General features: G+C 70.1%; 12 protein-coding genes. 2 read left to right on the forward strand and 10 right to left on the reverse strand.

What is annotated here, in order from left to right:
* Positions 1-163: 163 nt before the first annotated feature.
* The 6 genes from F0415_RS04340 to pilG form a co-directional block, all read right to left on the reverse strand.
* Entirely contained in the window at positions 164-637 is a 474-nt protein-coding gene (locus tag F0415_RS04340) for a chemotaxis protein CheW (RefSeq protein WP_149859978.1), read from the reverse strand.
* 25 nt (positions 638-662) lie between these two features.
* Positions 663-2348, reverse strand: coding sequence for a chemotaxis protein CheB (locus tag F0415_RS04345; RefSeq protein ID WP_149859979.1), 1686 nt, complete (start codon positions 2346-2348; stop codon positions 663-665).
* Positions 2341-8694: a FimL-related protein gene (locus F0415_RS04350; RefSeq protein ID WP_149859980.1), complete on the reverse strand. Its 6354-nt coding sequence runs from the start codon at positions 8692-8694 to the stop codon at positions 2341-2343. Before F0415_RS04350 ends, F0415_RS04345 begins: the two co-directional genes overlap by 8 nt.
* Before the next feature lie 79 nt (positions 8695-8773).
* Positions 8774-10819 (reverse strand): methyl-accepting chemotaxis protein, encoded by a 2046-nt coding sequence (locus F0415_RS04355; protein ID WP_149859981.1) that lies wholly within the window; start codon positions 10817-10819, stop codon positions 8774-8776.
* Positions 10820-10883: 64 nt separating this feature from the next.
* Positions 10884-11444, reverse strand: a complete 561-nt coding sequence (locus F0415_RS04360) for a chemotaxis protein CheW (RefSeq protein WP_149859982.1) — start codon at positions 11442-11444, stop codon at positions 10884-10886.
* A gap of 8 nt (positions 11445-11452) precedes the next feature.
* Positions 11453-11842 carry a twitching motility response regulator PilG gene (pilG, locus tag F0415_RS04365; RefSeq protein ID WP_149859983.1) on the reverse strand — a complete coding sequence of 130 codons (390 nt, stop codon included), beginning with the start codon at positions 11840-11842 and terminating at the stop codon, positions 11453-11455.
* A 185-nt stretch (positions 11843-12027) separates the two neighbouring features.
* Between pilG and gshB the strand changes: the two genes are divergently transcribed.
* Positions 12028-12990 (forward strand): glutathione synthase, encoded by a 963-nt coding sequence (gene gshB, locus F0415_RS04370; RefSeq protein ID WP_149859984.1) that lies wholly within the window; start codon positions 12028-12030, stop codon positions 12988-12990.
* Between the two features lie 4 nt (positions 12991-12994).
* Entirely contained in the window at positions 12995-13861 is an 867-nt protein-coding gene (locus F0415_RS04375; protein ID WP_149859985.1) for an energy transducer TonB, read from the forward strand.
* Positions 13862-13931: 70 nt separating this feature from the next.
* Here the strand turns inward: F0415_RS04375 and F0415_RS04380 are convergent, their stop codons facing one another.
* The 4 genes from F0415_RS04380 to F0415_RS04395 all read right to left on the reverse strand — a co-directional run bounded on the left by F0415_RS04380 (position 13932) and on the right by F0415_RS04395 (position 17123).
* Positions 13932-14885, reverse strand: a complete 954-nt coding sequence (locus F0415_RS04380; protein ID WP_149859986.1) for an aspartate carbamoyltransferase catalytic subunit — start codon at positions 14883-14885, stop codon at positions 13932-13934.
* Positions 14875-15345: a Holliday junction resolvase RuvX gene (ruvX, locus tag F0415_RS04385; RefSeq protein WP_149859987.1), complete on the reverse strand. Its 471-nt coding sequence runs from the start codon at positions 15343-15345 to the stop codon at positions 14875-14877. Before ruvX ends, F0415_RS04380 begins: the two co-directional genes overlap by 11 nt.
* Positions 15342-15905, reverse strand: a complete 564-nt coding sequence (locus F0415_RS04390; protein ID WP_149859988.1) for a YqgE/AlgH family protein — start codon at positions 15903-15905, stop codon at positions 15342-15344. The genes ruvX and F0415_RS04390 overlap by 4 nt, the downstream gene beginning before the upstream one ends.
* 87 nt (positions 15906-15992) lie before the next feature.
* Entirely contained in the window at positions 15993-17123 is a 1131-nt protein-coding gene (locus F0415_RS04395) for a PilT/PilU family type 4a pilus ATPase (protein ID WP_149859989.1), read from the reverse strand.
* Between the last annotated feature and the right edge of the window lie 47 nt (positions 17124-17170).

Genomic DNA, 17170 nt, shown 5'->3' on the forward strand with positions numbered 1-17170 from the left:
GATCTGACCCTTTGATCTGACCCTTTGATCTGACCCTTTGATCTGACCCTTTGATCTGACCCTTTGATCTGACCCTTTGATCTGACCCTTTGATCTGACCCTTTGATCTGACCCTTTGATCTGACCCCTGGGTCAGAACAAAGGGTCAGATCAGACGGGGGGATCAGGCGGCCTGGGATTGGTCGAGCGCCTTCTGGATCAGCAGCTCGACACTGAGCAGGTCGGGCACGATCGCCGGGTCGTCGTTGAGCATCACCCTGGCGTGCACGCCCAGCGGCAGCTCCTTGATGTCGTGTTGCGCCACCAGGGCCGGAGCCGAGACCGTGACCAGGCGCGGGAAGCCCTGCGAGAGCACCGCGAAATAGGGCATTTTCGGATTGCCGCCCAATGCTTTCAGCACGGCGACCTTGGCGCCCATGTGGCCATCCTCGGCAACCCCGTCGGCCAGGCGTGCGAACGAGACCAGTGGCAGGCGCCAGCCGCGCCAGCGGACGCGGCCCATCAACCAATCGGGCGCGTCGGCCACCGGCTCGGGCTCGGAGAAGGTGATGACTTCGGCGACGCTGGCATTGGGCAGCAACAGGCGGCCGCCGGTGACCGAGATCATGACGCCTCGGATGTCGCGCTGGGTGTTCATGCGTTTGCGTCCTCCAACGCCGGGCTCAGGCCCAGGCTTGCTTGATCCGCTCCGGCAACTCGGCCGGGGCGGCGGCGACCGCACCTTCGGCGATCACCGCCTGGGCCGCCGCCGGGTCGAAACAGGTGCCCGGATCCTGCGCCCAGACCCGGGCGCCGGACTTGCGCTTGGCCAGCACCGCCGGCACCAGGGCCGGATCGGCACCGCTCAGCACCACGATCCCGCTGTGCTCGGCCGGCAGCGCGGCAACCACCGCCGCCAGTTCTCCGCCCTGGGTGAAACGGGCGCCGGATTCGTCGGCACGCAGCCCGACCCCCGGGGGAAGCACCGCCACCCGGCCCTGCAGGGCCAGCTTGCCCGCCTCGGCCAGATCCACGGGCCAGGCGCTGGCCTTGGAAAGCTGGCCGACCAGACGATCGTGCTTGCCGGTGTCCAGGTGCTGGTACAGCAGCACCGGCAGGGGCAGTTCGGCCGGGAGGCGGGAGAGCAGTTGCCGCACCGCGTCGGGGCCGCCCAGGCCGGCGATCACCAGCAGCACGCCTCGCGGCACGTCCTTGCTCCAGCTCGGAGCGGAGGATTCGCCTTCCAGCGGTACCAGGGACAGGTCTCCGAACAGGGATTTGCCGGTCGCGGCGGCGGGCGCGGCCGGCGATGACTCCGGCTCGGCGAGCGACAGGCCGACCGGGTCGGTGGGCGCGGCGACGCCGGCCGGGCCTTCCGGCGAGAGCCGGAGCGGGCCCTGACCGGGCGGCGCGAGATCGGGAGCCGGCCGGTCGAAGTCGGGCTCGGGCAGCGCCTGCCGCCCTTCCCCGGCGGCCTCGAAGGCTTCGAGCTGGGCCGCCAGCGCTGCCACATCCTCGTCCACCAGGCTATCGCCGGCAGCGGCGTCGTCGCTGGCGAAACGGGAGAAATCGACCGGGCCTTCCGGAATCTCCAGGTCGGCGAGCAGCGGCTCGTCGCCGGCCGACGCAGGCTCGGGCTCCTCCGCCACGACCAGGCGCGCGCCTTCCTCCGGCAACGCAGACAGATCCATGTCGAGTTCGATCTCGCCGACATCTTCCGCGCCGGCCACTGCCTCGTCCGACGTGCCGAAATCGGCCTCGATGCGCCCCAAGGCCTGCTCCAGATCGCCCAGGTCGATGTCCAGGCCGGATTCGGGCTCTGCCGGGGCGGCAGTCGCAGCCGGCGCATCCGGCACCTCCGCCGCTGCCAGCGAAGGTTCGCTGGGCACCCACTCGGCCAACTCCGCCGATTCGGCCAGATGGTCCTCGAAACGGGCGTCGGCCATTTCCTCGGCAGGACTGCGCGGCGCGCCCGGCTCGGGCGCCAGGTTGGCCTCGGGCACCGCATCGGCGCCGCCCGGCGGTGGCGGCAACACGTCGCCGCCGACCAGCTTGGCCGCCAGATGACGGGCCCAGCGCGCCAGGTCCCACCCGTCCAGCTGTCGAGTGACCTCGGCGTCGTCGTACATCACCTCGATGCCCGGTGTCGCCAACAGGGCGTCGAATCGCTCGAGTGCCTCCTCGACGGCCGGTTCCAGGCTGACCAGCACCACCGAGGGCCGACAGCCGGAGACGGTATCCGGATCGAGCTCGCCCGGATCGCCCTCGGCCACCAGTTCCGCGCCGAGGTCGGCCAAGGCCCGGCGCAACTGGTCGCGGGCATCGCCCGGTCTGGCCAGCAGGGCGACGCGGACCGCCGGCTCAGCCATTGACCGGCTCCATGCCCAGCATCTCGAACACGTTCCGCATCAGTTCGACTTCCTGGTAGGGCTTGCCCAGGTAGCGGTTGACGCCGATGTCGAAGGCGCGCTGGCGGTGCTTCTCGCCGGTGCGCGAGGTGATCATGATGATCGGCACGTCCTTCAGGCGGGCATCCGAGCGCATGTTCTGGGCCAGCTCGTAGCCGTCCATGCGCGGCATCTCGATGTCCAGCAGCATCAGGTCCGGAATGCGCTCGGCCATCTTCTCGATGGCATCCACGCCGTCCTTGGCGGTCATGACCTCGAAATTGTGGCGTTCGAGCACACGGCCGGTGACCTTGCGCATGGTGATCGAATCGTCCACCACCATCACCACCGGCACGCGCCGCGCCGCCGGCGCCGCGACCGGGGCGGCTTCGGCCTTCTCGCGCTCCAGGCTGGCCTGACGCCGCACCAGCGGCGCCACGTCCAGGATGACCACCACCCGGCCGTCGCCCATGATGGTGGCGCCGAAGATGCCCGGAATCGAGTTGACCTGCGGGCCGACCGGCTTGACGACGATTTCCCGGCTGCCCAGCACCTGGTCCACGCAGATGGCGGCACGCAGGTCGCCGGAACGGGCCAGCAGCAGGGGCATCTGCAGGCTGTCCTGGGCCTTGGCCGGGGCATGGCCGATCAGCCGGCCCAGGTCGTGGATGGCATAGGACTCGCCGGCGTAGGTGAAGCTCGGGTTCTCGCCGGCCAGCTGCTTCTCCAGCTCGGCCCGGCCGATGCGGCCGACGCCCTGCACCGAGGCAATCGGCACCGCGAAGCTGGTGTCGCCGATCTTGACGAACACCGCCTGGGTCACCGCCAGGGTGAACGGCAGGCGGATGGTGAAGACCGTACCCTTGCCGGCCTGCGACTCGATGCCGAGCGTACCGCCGAGCTGGCGGATCTCGGCGTAGACCACGTCCATGCCGACGCCGCGGCCGGCGAGCCGACTGACCGAGGCGGCAGTGGAGAAGCCGGACTCGAGGATGTAGCCGTACAGCGTCTGGTCGGTGACCTCGGCGCCGGCCTTGAGCAGGCCGCGCTCGATGGCCTTCCTGCGGATCGCCTCCTTGTCCAGGCCGCGGCCGTCATCGCTGATGCGCAACACCACTTCCGAACCTTCGCGCAGCACCTGGATCCGGACCGTGCCCTCCTCGGGCTTGCCGGCCTTGCGCCGCTCGGCCGGTGCCTCCAGTCCATGCGCGACCGCATTGCGCAGCATGTGCTCCAGCGGTGCGGTCATGCGATCCAGGACGTTGCGGTCCATTTCGCCGCTGGCGCCGTCCACCTTGAGGTTGACCTGCTTGCGGGTCTCGCTGCCGGCCTGGCGCAGCACGCGGCGCAGACGCGGCACCAGCGCGTCGAAGGGCACCATGCGCGTACGCATGAGGCCTTCCTGCAGGTCGGAGCTGACCCGCGACTGCTGCAGCAGCAGGGTTTCGTACTGGCGGACCAGGTCCTCGAGCGAGCCCTGCAGGCTGGCCAGGTCGGCCGCCGACTCGGCCAGCGAACGCGACAGCTGCTGCTGGGTGGTGAACCGGTCCAGCTCGAGCGGGTCGAACTCCTCGTTGCCCTGCTCGCCCTCGCGCTGGTAACGGGCGATGATCTGCGCCTCGGTCTCGATGTCGAGCTTGCGGACCTGCTCGCGCAGGCGGGTGGTCAGCTGGCCCAACTCGCCGAGGTTGCCGCGGAAGGCGCCGAGCTGCTGCTCGAGGCGGGCGCGGTAAATGGCGACTTCGCCGGCGTAGTTGACCAGGCGGTCGAGCAGATCGGCACGGATGCGCACCTGCTCCTGCGGCGCGCGCACGCCGGCGCCCTCCTCTTCCTCGCCGAGGTCCTCGATCGGCGCCGAGAGCGGGGTCAGGCCGGTCGTCGAAGGCACCGGCCGGACCACCGGCGTCTCGACCGAGGGGGCCGCCGGCACCGGCCTGGGCTCGGCTGGCTTTTCCGCAGCCTTTGCCGGTCCGGTCGCAGGCGCCGGCACTGCCGGCTCGGGAATGGAGTCGAGCGGTTGCCCCTTGGCCAGTGCGTCTATCCGGGCGATCAGCCGCGCCGGCAGGCCGATGGCGCGACGCTGACCGACCCGAGTGACCATGCCATGCAGGCGATCGAAGGCGTGCTCGAGCACGCTGACGCCGGTCGGGTCGAGCTGACGCCGGCCCTCGGCCACGGCCTCCAGCAACGACTCCATGGCGTGGCCCAGCTCGCCGACGGCAAAAATGCCGGCCATGCGGGCACCGCCCTTGAGGGTATGCAGGTCACGCTGCAGGGCAACGATGCGCTCGAGATCAGCAGGGGCGTCACGCAGGCCCGCCAGCAGCCCGTCGGAGTGATCGAGCAGGTCCGCGGACTCTTCCAGGAAAATGTCCAGCAGATCCTCGTCGATGTCGGCGGTGTCCAGCGGCGCGTCCGGATCGGCAGGGTCCTGGGCATCGTCGGCCATGGCCGGCAGGGATTCCTCGAGCCCGAGGTCGGCCTCCTCGGCTTCGGCGGCGGCGGCTTCGGCGGCGGCGGCTTCGGCGGCGGCGGCTTCGGCGGCCGCGGCTTCGGCAGCCGCGGCTTCGGCGGCGGCAGCTTCGGCGGCGGCAGCTTCGGCGGCAGCGGCTTCGGCGGCAGCGGCAGCGGCAGCGGCTTCGGCGGCAGCGGCTTCGGCGGCAGCGGCTTCGGCGGCGGCGGCTTCGGCGGCCGCGGCTTTGGCAGCCGCGGCTTCGGCAGCGGCGGCTTCGGCGGCAGCGGCTTCGGCGGCAGCGGCTTCGGCGGCGGCAGCTTCGGCGGCGGCAGCTTCGGCGGCGGCAGCTTCGGCAGCGGCAGCTTCGGCAGCGGCAGCTTCGGCAGCGGCGGCTTCGGCGGCAGCGGCTTCGGCGGCAGCGGCTTCGGCGGCAGCGGCTTGCATGGCCGCCTCGGCAGCCGCCATCTCGTCCGCGGAAACACCTGCTTCTTCGGTGCCAGAGAGCGAGAACGCCGGCTCTTCAGGCTCTTCCTGCAGGAACGCCTCGAGGGAAAGATGCTCGGGCTCGGGCTGGTCGGCCGGCATCTCGCCCGCAGCCTCCTTCTGCTCGCCGGGCCCGTCGCCGGACAAGTCCAGCATCGCCTCGTCGGGAAGCTCGCCGTCTGCCGGCGCGAACGACGACGGCTCCTCCGCCGACGCGGCCGGAAGGTCCATGCCCGTGCCGGCGGAATCGTCCTCGAACACCGGCAGAGCCGACAGGTCGGGCGCCTCCAGGATGACCGGCGTCGGCATCACCTCCGGTTCGGCGGGCTCTTCCGGCGCCACCGGCATCACCGGCGCCGTCGGCTCCGGCAGGCTGTCGCGAAGAGCCGCGATGCGCGCGGCCAGATCGGCGTAGCTGGCCAGGGGCGCCCGCTGCTCGAGGGCGGCAATGGCCTCGCGGATGGCGTCGGCCGCCTCGCGCACCACCGCCACACCCGCGTCCCCGGGTGGCCGGCGGGCAGCGAGTGAGCGCTTGATGAAGCCCTCGAGGGGCGCGGTCACCTCGCTGAGCACGGTCACCTCGGTCATGGCGAACGCGCCGTTCATGGTATGCACGGCGCGCAGCAAGGGGTCGGTGACCGGCTGCGGCTCGGGGATGCAACTCGCCAGCCAGGCATCCAGGGTTTCCAGATGGCCGGCGACTTCGGGCTTGAGAATCTCGAACAGGACCGGGTCTATGGCGAAGTCCACATCGCCCTCGGCCGGCTCGGCCACCGACGCCTCCGTCCGTGCCTCTGCCGGGGGTGCCGGCGCGGCATCCGCCGGCGCCGCCACCGGCTCGAGCGCCGCCGGCGACTCCACTTCGGTCTCGGCCCGGGACACCACAGGCACCGCCGCCCCGCTGGCGGCTACGGGCGGCTGATAATCCGCTTCCTCGCCGGCGGCGATGCGGTCGGCAACCGCCTCGATACCGGCCAGATCGGCGTACACGGTCTCGCCCTGAAGCGCGGCACGCAGCAGCGGCAGCGTGTTGAAGGCGTGCTCGATCAGGCCGACCACCGCCGGACTGGCCGGGCGGGTGCCGTCGAGCACCCGATTGAGCATGTTCTCCACCTTCCAGCTGAACTCACCCAGGGTCTTGGCGCCCACCAGGCGCCCGCTGCCCTTGAGCGTGTGGAAAACCCGACGGATCGGCCGCAGGCGCTCGAGATCCTCTGGCCTGGTCCGCCACGCCGGCAGCAGCTGCTCGAGATTGCCGATCTCCTCCTGGAACTCCTCCAGGAAGACGTCGCGTATCTCGTCGTCGATGTCGCTGCCGCCATCGAAACCCGGGATCGCCGGCAACCCCGGCACCGGAGCGGGCGCATCGGTGCCGGCGGAAGCGGAGACCACCTCGTCCACGGGCTGGGATCCGGCAGCGGCCGGTTCGGCCGGTTCGGCCACCTGCGGCCCGGCCTCGGGCAGCGCCTGCAGCACCTCGGCGTCCAGCGGGATGCCCAGGTCGGGCATGGCTTCCGCGGCCGGCGCCGGTTCGGGCGCCCTGGCATCCGCCTCGCCGGCTTCGGCGGGCGCCGGCTCGGCAGGGGCTGCAGGTGCGGGCACCGCCGCGGTCGCTGCGCCGGCGCTGGGAATCGCCGCCGCGGGGCTGGCCGGCAAGGCTTCCTCCGGCGGCAAGGGCCAGTAGCCCAAGGCCTCCAGGTTCTGCCGTGCGACCTCCAGGATCTGTTCCCGACGCGGCCGCCGGTCGCGCACCGCCTCCAGGAAATACTCCAGTCCGGCCAGGGCATCGGCCAGCCGGTCCATCTGCTGTCCATTGGGCACGCGGTGACGGCGCAGCAGTTCGTTTTCGGTGAACCGGCGCACCGCTGTCAGGTATTCGGGCGCCTCCTGCATTTCCAGGATGCGCAGGGCGCCGGCGACCTCCTCGAGCAGGCGCGGCACATCGTTGAGCTGGGCATGGTCCCAGTGCGTCTCGACGAATGCGACGAAACACTGACGAGCCTGGGCGAAGTTGGCGATGGCCTCCTTCACCAGCACCTCCAGCACCTTGCGGGCCTCGCTGCCGGGAAGCATCGGCTCGGCGGCGGTCGTCGCCCCGGCCCCGGGCTCGGCCTCGGTCTCGGCTTCGCCCAGGCGGCTCACCTGGTCGTCCAGCGAGGCCTCGACGTAGAGCAGGGCGCCGGCGATGTCGAGCAGGCTGGCCTCGTCGGCCTGCTTCTGCCCGGAGACGATGGCGTGGATGGCGTTCCGCTGGTCCTGGACCACCCGGCGCGGCATGCCCAGGCCGAGCATGCCCAGGGTGTCGGCAACGCGGTCCAGGGCCTCGACCTGGTCGGACAGGCTGGCCGCCGCGGCCTCGGGCGTGCGCAGATGCAGGTCGAGCGCATCCTTGACCCGCAACAGGTCTTCCTTGATCGCGGCGGCGACCGTGGACAGCAGGGCGCGGTTGCGGCCGGTCAGGCTGCCGCGGGCGTGGGCCAGTTCCGACTCGCTGGGCAGGTAGTCACCCAGGCCGAAGACCGCCCGGATCTCGCCGATGCGGCCATGGTCGGTGGGCGCATGCGCCACGTAATAAAGCAGCTGCCGGGTCAGCTCCAGCGGCGGTTCGGAGCGGAAGGCGGCATCGCCGCCCTCGGCCAGGCGCTTGATCTCGCGCTCGACCTTGGCCAGGGCCTGCTTGAGCGGCTTGCCTGCCTCGAACGCGCCCTTGGCCAGGGCGTCGAGCGTGCCGGCCGCGACCCAGAACAGGCGGCGCGCGTGTTCGGCGCCGGTGATCGGCACCAGCTGCTCGCAGACATCGGTCAGGTCGCGGATGGTGTTGGCGCTGTTGTCGTCCTTCAGCCAGCGCAGCAACGCCGACTGGAAGAGGCCGCGCAGGGTCTCGGCGCGACGGCGCAACTGCTCCGGCGGCAAGGGCTCGGCGGGGCCGGCTGCCGAGGGTGGCAAGGGCCGGGACAGGTCCGGCGAGAACAGCACCGCCTCGGACAGCCCCTTCTCGCCGCGCACCTCCCGCAGTTCGTTGAGCAGCGGCAGCAGGACGATCGGAATGTCCCGATGGCCGCTCTGCAGGCGCTCCAGGTAGTCGGGCAACTGCACGATGCCGCGCATGAGGGCCGCGTAGCCGGCCTCCCGATCAGCCACCTGGCCGTCCACCAGGGCCTTGGCCAGTTGCTCCATCTCCTCGGCCACCATCGCCGCGCCGTACAGCTCGACCATGCGCAGGGTGCCCTGCACCTGGTGCAGGAAGGTGGCGCAGGCCTTGAGCTGGCCGGGGTCCTCGCCCTCCTCGACGTAGGCCTCGAGGGCCTGCCGGGCCTGGCGGAGCGTCTCGTCCAGCTCCGGCTTGACCCAGGTGAGGGTGGTGAAATCGATGTCTTCGTTCAGCCTCATGCCGAGGTCCCGTCAGGGCAGGTGCTCCGGGGGAAAGCCGCCTGCCGGATGTGTGCCAGGGGCGAACCGCAACCGGACATCAGCCCGGCAGCTTGAAGTCCGCGACCGAGCGGCGCAGGTCCGCCGCCAGCTGGGCCAGGTTTCCGATCGACTCGGCGGTCTGGTTGGCGCCCTGCGAGGTCTGCGTGGTGATCTCCTGAATCACGCTCATGGTGGCGGTGATGTTGGTCGCCGCGGTGGACTGCTGGCGCGCCGCCTGGGAGATGTTCTGGATGAGGTCGGCCAGGTCGTTGGACACCTTCTCGATCTCGCCCAGGGCCAGGCCGGCATCCTCTGCCAGGCGGGCACCGGCCACCACCTCGGCGGTGGTCTGCTCCATCGAGCTGACCGCCTCGTTGGTGTCGGACTGAATGGTCTGCACCAGCGCCTCGATTCGCTTGGTGGCGTTCGAGGCACGCTCCGCGAGTCGCTGCACTTCGTCCGCCACCACCGCGAAGCCGCGGCCCGCCTCGCCCGCCGATGCCGCCTGGATGGCGGCGTTCAGCGCCAGGATGTTCGTCTGTTCGGAAATGTCGTTGATCAGTTCCACGATCGAGCCGATTTCCTGCGAGCTTTCGCCAAGGCGCTTGATTCGCTTCGAGGTCTCCTGGATCTGGTCACGGATGTTGTCCATGCCCTGGATGGTCTGCCGCACCACCTCGGCGCCCTTGGCGGCGATCTGCACCGAGCGCTGGGCCACGTCGGCCGATTCGGCGGAGTTCTTCGAGACCTCGTCGATGGACGAGGCGATTTCGTTGATCTGGGCCGAGGCGCTGGTGATCTGCTGGGCCTGATGCTCGGCGGCCTCGGCCAGGTGCATGGCGGTGGCCTGCGTCTCCTGGGCCGATGCGGCCACCTGCACGGCGGTCTCGTTGATCGTGCCCACCAGTCGGCGCAGCTCGTCCACCGTGAAGTTGATCGAGTCTGCGATCGCACCGGTGATGTCCTCGGTCACCGTCGCCTTCACCGTCAGGTCGCCTTCGGCCAGGGCGCCCATTTCGTCCAGCAGGCGCAGGATCGCCTCCTGGTTGCGCTGGTTGAGCTCCTGGGTGGTGGCCAGTCGCTTGCGCTGGTCGCGGAAGATGGTCACCAGCAGGAAGAACAGGCCGACGATGGCGCCGACGCCGCCACCGATGGCGAAGTAGTTGTTCGGAAACAGGCGCTGGTAGTTGATGGTGTCGAAGCTGGAGAACAGGGCCTGGGCGTTCTCGAGCAGGACGTTGGATTCCTCGGAGATCCGGTTGGCCGCCTCCTGCACCTCGGCGAGGTTGGCGGAGGCGCCAAGCACGATGTCCAGGTCGGCCTGGGCCTCGGCGTACAATTGCTCCACCGCCGCCAGCGCCTGCTGGCCGGCCTCGGTGGTGATGCGGTTCACGCCCAGTTCGGCGTTGCCCTCCTTGAAGCCCTGCAGCACCTGCGCGAACACGGTGGCGTCGCGGGCCAGCGCATCGGCCGCCGAAACGGTGTTCTGGCCGCCGGCGACGATTTCCGTGACGCGGCGGGACATGCGGTCGGCCAGCACGATCTGGCGGTTGGCGATCGAGATCTGCGAAGCCGGGGCATTGGCATTGGACAGGGCGCGCACCACCTCGTCGAGCTGGAAGGACAGGCGCGGCACGCGGGCGGTGAACTGGGCCGCCGTGTCGGCCAGGTTCAGCACCTCTTCTTCCGAAGCGGTGATGCGCTCGGCGGCCTCGGCCATCGGGTTCCAGGTGTCGGTGACCTTCTCCAGGGCGCTGGCGACGCCGCGGGCGTTCGGGTCGCCCTCATAGCCGACCACGCCCTCGGTGGCGCTGCCGCTGCGCAACGCGTTGACGATGGCGTCTATGCGGGCCTTGGTGGCCTTGAACTCGGCGAAGGCATCGGCGTTGCCGTCCACCGCTTCCTGGGTGTACTTCGCCAGCTGCTGCGAGAGCACCTGCAGGTCCGCGGTCAGTCCTCGGGCGTTGTTCTCCTGGGCGTTCAGGTAGGCCGCGTAGATGAAGTTCGCGCCGAACAGGACCAGCGAGGCGATCAGCACGAACGCCCAGAATCGCAGGCCGAAGTTCGTGAGCTTGTCGGTGACGGAACGCGAATTGGTGCTCATGGCTTGACCTCGACCCCTGGTTTGAAGACTTGCAGTTGCAGGTTGTTCGTTATGGCGGCCACCGTCATGCGGTGGCCTGGCGGAATTCCGGGGTGCGCGTCAGCAACGACATGCTGAACACGCCCCAGGTGTGGTCGGCCTGGGCATAGGCCCGGTCGACGAAATGTCCATAGCGCCCCTCGCCCAGGCTTTCCGGGCGGTCGGCGCGGTGGGAATCGTTGAAGGTGCGCTGGCCGAACAGCTCGTCGATGGTGACCGCGACGTTGCCGCCCGACTGGCGCACGACCAGCACGCGCTGGCCCTCGTGCACGACCGTGCGCTCGCCCTCGAGGAACTGCTTGAGGTCCACCACCGGCAGCAGGTTGCCGCGAACGTTGGCCACGCCCAGCATCCAGGGCTGCGCGCCCGGCACCGGCGTCACCGGCGGCAGCGGCAGTATCTCCACCACCTCGTCGAAGGAGGCCACCAGCCGGCGCTGGCCCAGCCTGAAACCGACCCCGCGCCAGTGGCCGGGCGCCTCCACCATCTCCGGCCGGCCGGCCTCGTGCGCCAGAGACCGCTGCTCGTAATCGAGCAGAATCTCGAATGGACTGGCGCGCTTGGCGGTCTGCTGCGGCTTGGACATGGCGTGGTTCAGGCCCCCGGCACGTACTTGCGGATGGCCGAGAGCAGCTCATCGCGGGTGAAGGGCTTGGTCAGGTACTGCTCGGAGCCGACGATGCGGCCGCGCGCCTTGTCGAACAAACCGTCCTTGGACGAGAGCATGATCACCGGCGTCTGCTTGAACATCTGGTTGTTCTTGATCAGCGCGCAGGTCTGATAGCCGTCCAGGCGCGGCATCATGATGTCCACGAAGACGATCTGGGGCTGGTGGTCGGCGATCTTGGCGAGGGCCTCGAACCCGTCCGTGGCCGTCACGACATCGCAGCCCTCCTTCTTGAGGAGGGTCTCGGCGGTGCGGCGGATGGTCTTGGAATCGTCAATGACCATGACCCGCAAGCCGGCCAGTTGGTTCTCGTCCATCGGTTTCCCCGTATCCAAGCGCTTTCCCTGCCCTCGCGGCGCCGTTCGGGCAGCCGCAATGGCTAGCTTATATCCCAGCCGCGACCAATCGTGTCAAGCAATTCCCGCGCCAGGCCCGGGCCGCGCGCGGCCGCCGGAACGCCCTGATAGTCTAGTCGCCCCCGGACATGGAGACGATGGCGGCGATGGCACTCGACGTTGCCGTGGTGATGGACCCGATCGAGAAGATCAAGGTCGCCAAGGACACGAGCTTCGCCATGATGCTCGAAGCCCAGCGGCGCGGCCATCGCCTGCATTACGTGCTGCCCGGCGGACTGTACCTGCAGGATGCCCGGCCGATGGCCCGGCTGGCCCCGGTCGAGGTGCGGGACCGCCATGAGGACTGGTTCACGCTGGGCCCGGCCCGGGACTTGCCCCTGGCCGCCCTGGATGTCGTGCTGATGCGCACCGATCCGCCGGTGGACGGCAACTACCTGCACGACACACATATATTGAGCATGGCCCGGGCCGAGGGCGTGCTGGTGGTGAACGACCCGCAGGGCCTGCGCGACCTGAACGAGAAGCTGGCCGCGCTGCTTTTCCCCCAGTGCTGCCCGCCGACGGTGGTCTCGCGCGATCCGGCCCGGTTGCGGGCCTTCGTCGCAGAACAAGGCGAGGCCGTGCTCAAGACCCTGGACGGCATGGGCGGGCGCTCGGTGTTCCGGGCCGCCCGCGGCGACCCGAACCTGAACGTGATCCTGGAAACCCTGACCGGGGGCGGCCGGCACCTGGCCCTGGCCCAGCGCTACCTGCCGGAGATCCGCGAGGGCGACAAGCGCATCCTGATGGTGGACGGCGAGCCGGTCCCCTATTGCCTGGCACGGGTGCCGCAGGGCGACGAGTTCCGCGGCAACCTGGCCGCCGGCGGCCGCGGCGAGGGCCGCCCCCTGAGCGACCGCGACCGCTGGATCGCCGCCCAGGTCGGCCCCGAGCTCAGGCGCCGGGGCATGCTGTTCGTGGGCCTGGACGTGATCGGCGACTGGCTGACGGAGGTGAACGTCACCAGCCCGACCTGCGTGCGCGAGCTGGACGCCCAGTTCGGCCTGAACATCGCCGGCCTGCTGTTCGAGGCCATCGAGGCCCGACGGGCCGGCGGGAGCGGAGCCTGAGCCCATGGCCACGCCGGCCCCGGTGATCGGCCCGGGCGAACGCCTGGGCGCCACCCTCACCCTGTCGGCGGCGCTGTTCGGGGTGCTGATCCTGGGCGTCGGCTTCGCCCGCGAGGCGGCAGCGCCCATCCTGCCCACCCTGGACGTGATCCTGACCGAGACCCGGAGCGAGAAGGCGCCCGACGACCCCGATTTCCTGGCCCAGGCCCGGAACCAGGGCGGCGGCGAGAGCGAATGGCCGGAGCGGCCACGCGAGGAACAGTTGGCCCCGGTCCCCAAGCCCGATGCCGGCCTGAGCCCGCACCCCATGGTCGCCCAGGCCCCGCCGCCCGAGCCGGTGCCGGTGCCGCGGCTGCTGTCCACCGTCGGCCCCAGTCCGCAGACCCTGGCCATGCCCGAAGACCAGCGCGAGACCGAGCCGCTGCCCTTGCCCTCAGGCCGCGAACTGGTGGAACAGAGCCTGGAGATGGCACGGCTGGCTGCGGAGATCGAACGTCGCCAGGCCCTGCTGGCCAAGCGGCCCCGGCGCAAGTTCGTTTCGGCCAGCACCCGCGAGTACGAGTACGCCGCCTACCTGCGCGCCTGGGTCGGCAGGGTCGAACGGGTGGGGAACCTGAACTATCCGGAAGAGGCACGTCGGCGCGCCCTGTCCGGCCGACTGGTGATGACCGTGGCGGTGCGCCGCGACGGCAGTGTCGAATCCATCCTGATCAACCGCAGCTCCGGTCTCGGCGTGCTGGACCGGGCCGCCCAGGAGATCGTCCGCCTGGCCGAGCCTTTCCCACCGCTGCCGGAAACGGCCGAGAATGTGGACGTGCTGCACATCACCCGCACCTGGCAGTTCAGCAGCGGCAACGTCACCAGCGAATGAGCGGGCGGGCCGGCGTGGCCGTCCCGGACGTCCAGGCCGAGGGCAGGACCGGCTCCGGACCCCGGCGGCTTCAGCCGCCCAGCAGCGCGTCCAGCACCGCCATCCGCACCGGCAGGCCGTTGGCCACCTGGCGCAGGATCAGCGACTGCGGGCCGTCGGCCACCTCGCCGGCGATCTCGACGCCGCGGTTCATCGGCCCCGGATGCATCACCACCGCGTCCGGCCGGGCCCTGGCCAGCCGCTCCGGGCTGAGACCGTAGTCGCGGTAGTAGTCCTCGAGCGAGGGCACCAGGCCCTCCTCCATGCGCTCGCGCTGCAGCCGCAGCATCATGGCCACGTCCACGCCGGCCACGGCCTCGTCCAGGTCGTGGAAGACGCGGCAACCGCGCAACACCTCGGGACCGGGCAGCAGCGTGGCCGGACCGCAGACCCGGATCTCGCCGCAGCCCAGCGCCCGCAACGCATGCAGGTTCGAGCGGGCCACCCGCGAATGCCGGACATCGCCACAGATCAGCACCTTCAGGGCGGAGAAGTCGCGACCCTTGGCCTGGCGCAGGCTCAGCATGTCCAGCAGGGCCTGGGTCGGGTGGGCGGCGCGGCCGTCGCCGGCATTGACAAGACGGGTGTCCGGCCGCACCCCGGCCGCCAGCTCGGCCACGGCGCCCTCGCTGGCGTGACGCACCACGAACAGGTCCACGCCCATGGCCTCGAGCGTCTTCACCGTGTCGAGGGCGCTCTCGCCCTTTTTCGTGGAGGAGGTGGCGAGGTCGAAGTTCAGCAGATCGGCACCGAGCCGGAGGGCGGCCAGGCTGAAGCTGGCCCGGGTCCGGGTGGAGGTTTCGAAGAACAGGGTGCAGACGGTCCGGCCGGCGTGCCGCCCGCGCAGTCCCGTACCGCCATGGGCGTACGGCAGCATGGCCTCGGCCCGGTCCAGCAGGTCCTCGATGACCGCGGCCGGCAGGCCGTCGAGGCTCAGCAGGTGGCGCAGGCGGCCGTCGGCATCGAACTGGAAGTCAGGGGCCATCGTCTGGGTCTTCGGCAAGGGAGTGTCGGGCTTGGGGTTCCCCCAGCCAGCGCTCGAGGATGATCACCGCGGCCAGGGCATCGAGTTTGTCCACATCGCGGCGGCGGCGGGCGCCGGCGGCCCGGCCGGCGGCGAAACGCCGGGCCGCCTCCACCGAACTGCGCCGTTCGTCCACCTGTTGCACCGGCAGGCCGTATCGGCGGGCCAGCTCGCGGGCGAAGCCGCGCGCGCGCTGGCGGGCCGGCTGATCGCCGCCGTCCAGGGTGACCGGGTCGCCGACCACCAGGGCATCCGGGCGCCACTCGCCCAGCCAGCGCTCCAGCCGCGGCCAGTCCGGGCCGGCTGCATACACGTCCAGCACACCCAGTTCCCGGGCGCTGCCGGAGACGGTATTGCCGACCGCCACGCCGATCCGGCGGGCACCGACGTCGAAACCGAGCACGGTGACGGGCGGGCTCATGCGTGGCCGGCGTAGTCGGCCATCCGTGCCATGTCCACCCCCACTGCCCGGGCCGCCGCCTGCCAGCGCTGTTCCAGCGGAGTCGCGAACAGCAGCGCGTGATCGGCGGGGACGGTCAGCCAGCTGTTCTGCGCCAGCTCCTGTTCCAGCTGGCCGGCCCCCCAGCCCGCATACCCCAGCGCGACCAGGGCACGGACCGGCCCTTGGCCGCGGACCATGGCCTCGAGGATGTCGCGCGAGGTGGTCACCGCCAGGCCATCGCCGAAACGCAGGGTCGAGGCCCAGGGGCGGGGGTCGTCATGCAGCACGAAACCGCGCTCTGGCTGCACGGGCCCGCCGGCCAGCACCGGCACCGCGGCCAGGGATTCGCCGGCCCCCTTGATGCCCAGCTGGTCCAGCAGCTCGCCCAGGCGAAAGTCGGCCGGCCGGTTGAGCACGATGCCCATCGCACCCTCCTGGTCGTGTTGGCAGAGCAGGGTCACCGTGCGCTCGAAATTCGGGTCGTCGAGCGCCGGCATGGCGACCAGCAGGGTATTGGCCAGGGAAACGCTTTCGGGCATGGCGGGATTGTAGCGCCGGGACCGAAGCGGCGGAAAAAACGAAGGCGCGGGGCCTGCCCGCGCCTCGCCCACATCCGTTCTGGGTCCTCACTTGACTTCCGACAGCTCCACACCATCCAGGCCCTGGCTGAGGGTGCGGGCGTCGCCGCCCTGGGCCAGCTTGATCTTCAGGCGCACTTCGTTGGCCGAGTCGGCGAAACGCAAGGCGTCCTCGTAGCTGATCTCGCCAGCCTGGTACAGCTCGAACAGCGCCTGGTCGAAAGTCTTCATGCCCAGGTTCGTGGATTCCTTCATCACGTCCTTGAGCTTGTGGATCTCGCCGTCGCGGATGTAGTCCTGCACCAGCGGCGTGCCAAGCAGGATTTCCATCGCCACCCGCCGGGCCTTGCCGTCCGGGGTCGGGATCAGCTGCTGCGCGACCACGCCCTTGAGGTTCATGGACAGGTCCATCAGCAACTGCGGACGACGATCTTCCGGGAAGAAGTTGATGATGCGGTCGAGCGCCTGGTTGGCGTTGTTGGCATGCAGGGTGCACAGCACCAGGTGGCCGGTTTCGGCGAAGGCGATGGCGTGGTCCATGCCCTCGCGGGTACGCACCTCGCCGATCATGATCACGTCGGGCGCCTGGCGCAGGGTGTTCTTCAGCGCCGCCTCCCAGCTGTCGGTGTCGATGCCGACCTCGCGCTGGGTGATGATGCAGCCCTCGTGCTTGTGCACGAATTCGATCGGGTCTTCGATGGTGATGATGTGGCCGGAGCTGTTCTGGTTGCGGTAGCCGATCATCGCCGCCAGCGAGGTGGATTTGCCGGTGCCGGTGGCGCCGACGAAGATGATGATGCCGCGCTTGGTCATCGCCAGGGTCTTGATGATCGGCGGCAGGTTCAGTTCTTCGACGGTCGGGATGCGGGTTTCGATACGGCGTAGCACCATGCCGACCTGGTTGCGCTGGTAGAAGCAGCTGACGCGGAAGCGGCCGACGCCGGACACGCCGATGGCGAAGTTGCACTCGTGGGTCTTCTCGAACTCTTCGCGTTGCGAGGGGTTCATCACGTTCAGCACGAGATCGCGCGACTGCTGTGGCGTCAGCGGGTTCTGGGTGATCGGCGTCAGCTTGCCGTTCACCTTCATCGAGGGCGGGACGCCAGCCGTGATGAACAGGTCCGACGCCTTCTTGTGCGCCATCAGCTTGAGGAAGGAGGTGAAGTCGATGCTGCTCATGCTTGCTCCTGTACAGCGTCCGGCTGCCCGGCCGCATTGACCCGGTG

The sequence above is a fragment of the Arenimonas fontis genome, from assembly GCF_008386465.1.
Lineage (GTDB): Bacteria > Pseudomonadota > Gammaproteobacteria > Xanthomonadales > Xanthomonadaceae > Arenimonas > Arenimonas fontis.

Bases quoted from the DNA above. Each gene is read 5' to 3' on its own strand.
- F0415_RS04355 (WP_149859981.1), bottom strand. From the start codon at position 10,819: ATGAGCACCAATTCGCGTTCCGTCACCGACAAGCTCACGAACTTCGGC.
- F0415_RS04395 (WP_149859989.1), bottom strand. From the start codon at position 17,123: ATGAGCAGCATCGACTTCACCTCCTTCCTCAAGCTGATGGCGCACAAG.
- F0415_RS04390 (WP_149859988.1), bottom strand. From the start codon at position 15,905: ATGCCCGAAAGCGTTTCCCTGGCCAATACCCTGCTGGTCGCCATGCCG.
- F0415_RS04345 (WP_149859979.1), bottom strand. From the start codon at position 2,348: ATGGCTGAGCCGGCGGTCCGCGTCGCCCTGCTGGCCAGACCGGGCGAT.
- F0415_RS04340 (WP_149859978.1), bottom strand. From the start codon at position 637: ATGAACACCCAGCGCGACATCCGAGGCGTCATGATCTCGGTCACCGGC.
- F0415_RS04350 (WP_149859980.1), bottom strand. From the start codon at position 8,694: ATGAGGCTGAACGAAGACATCGATTTCACCACCCTCACCTGGGTCAAG.
- F0415_RS04380 (WP_149859986.1), bottom strand. From the start codon at position 14,885: ATGGCCCCTGACTTCCAGTTCGATGCCGACGGCCGCCTGCGCCACCTG.
- ruvX (WP_149859987.1), bottom strand. From the start codon at position 15,345: ATGAGCCCGCCCGTCACCGTGCTCGGTTTCGACGTCGGTGCCCGCCGG.
- F0415_RS04360 (WP_149859982.1), bottom strand. From the start codon at position 11,444: ATGTCCAAGCCGCAGCAGACCGCCAAGCGCGCCAGTCCATTCGAGATT.
- F0415_RS04375 (WP_149859985.1), top strand. From the start codon at position 12,995: ATGGCCACGCCGGCCCCGGTGATCGGCCCGGGCGAACGCCTGGGCGCC.
- gshB (WP_149859984.1), top strand. From the start codon at position 12,028: ATGGCACTCGACGTTGCCGTGGTGATGGACCCGATCGAGAAGATCAAG.
- pilG (WP_149859983.1), bottom strand. From the start codon at position 11,842: ATGGACGAGAACCAACTGGCCGGCTTGCGGGTCATGGTCATTGACGAT.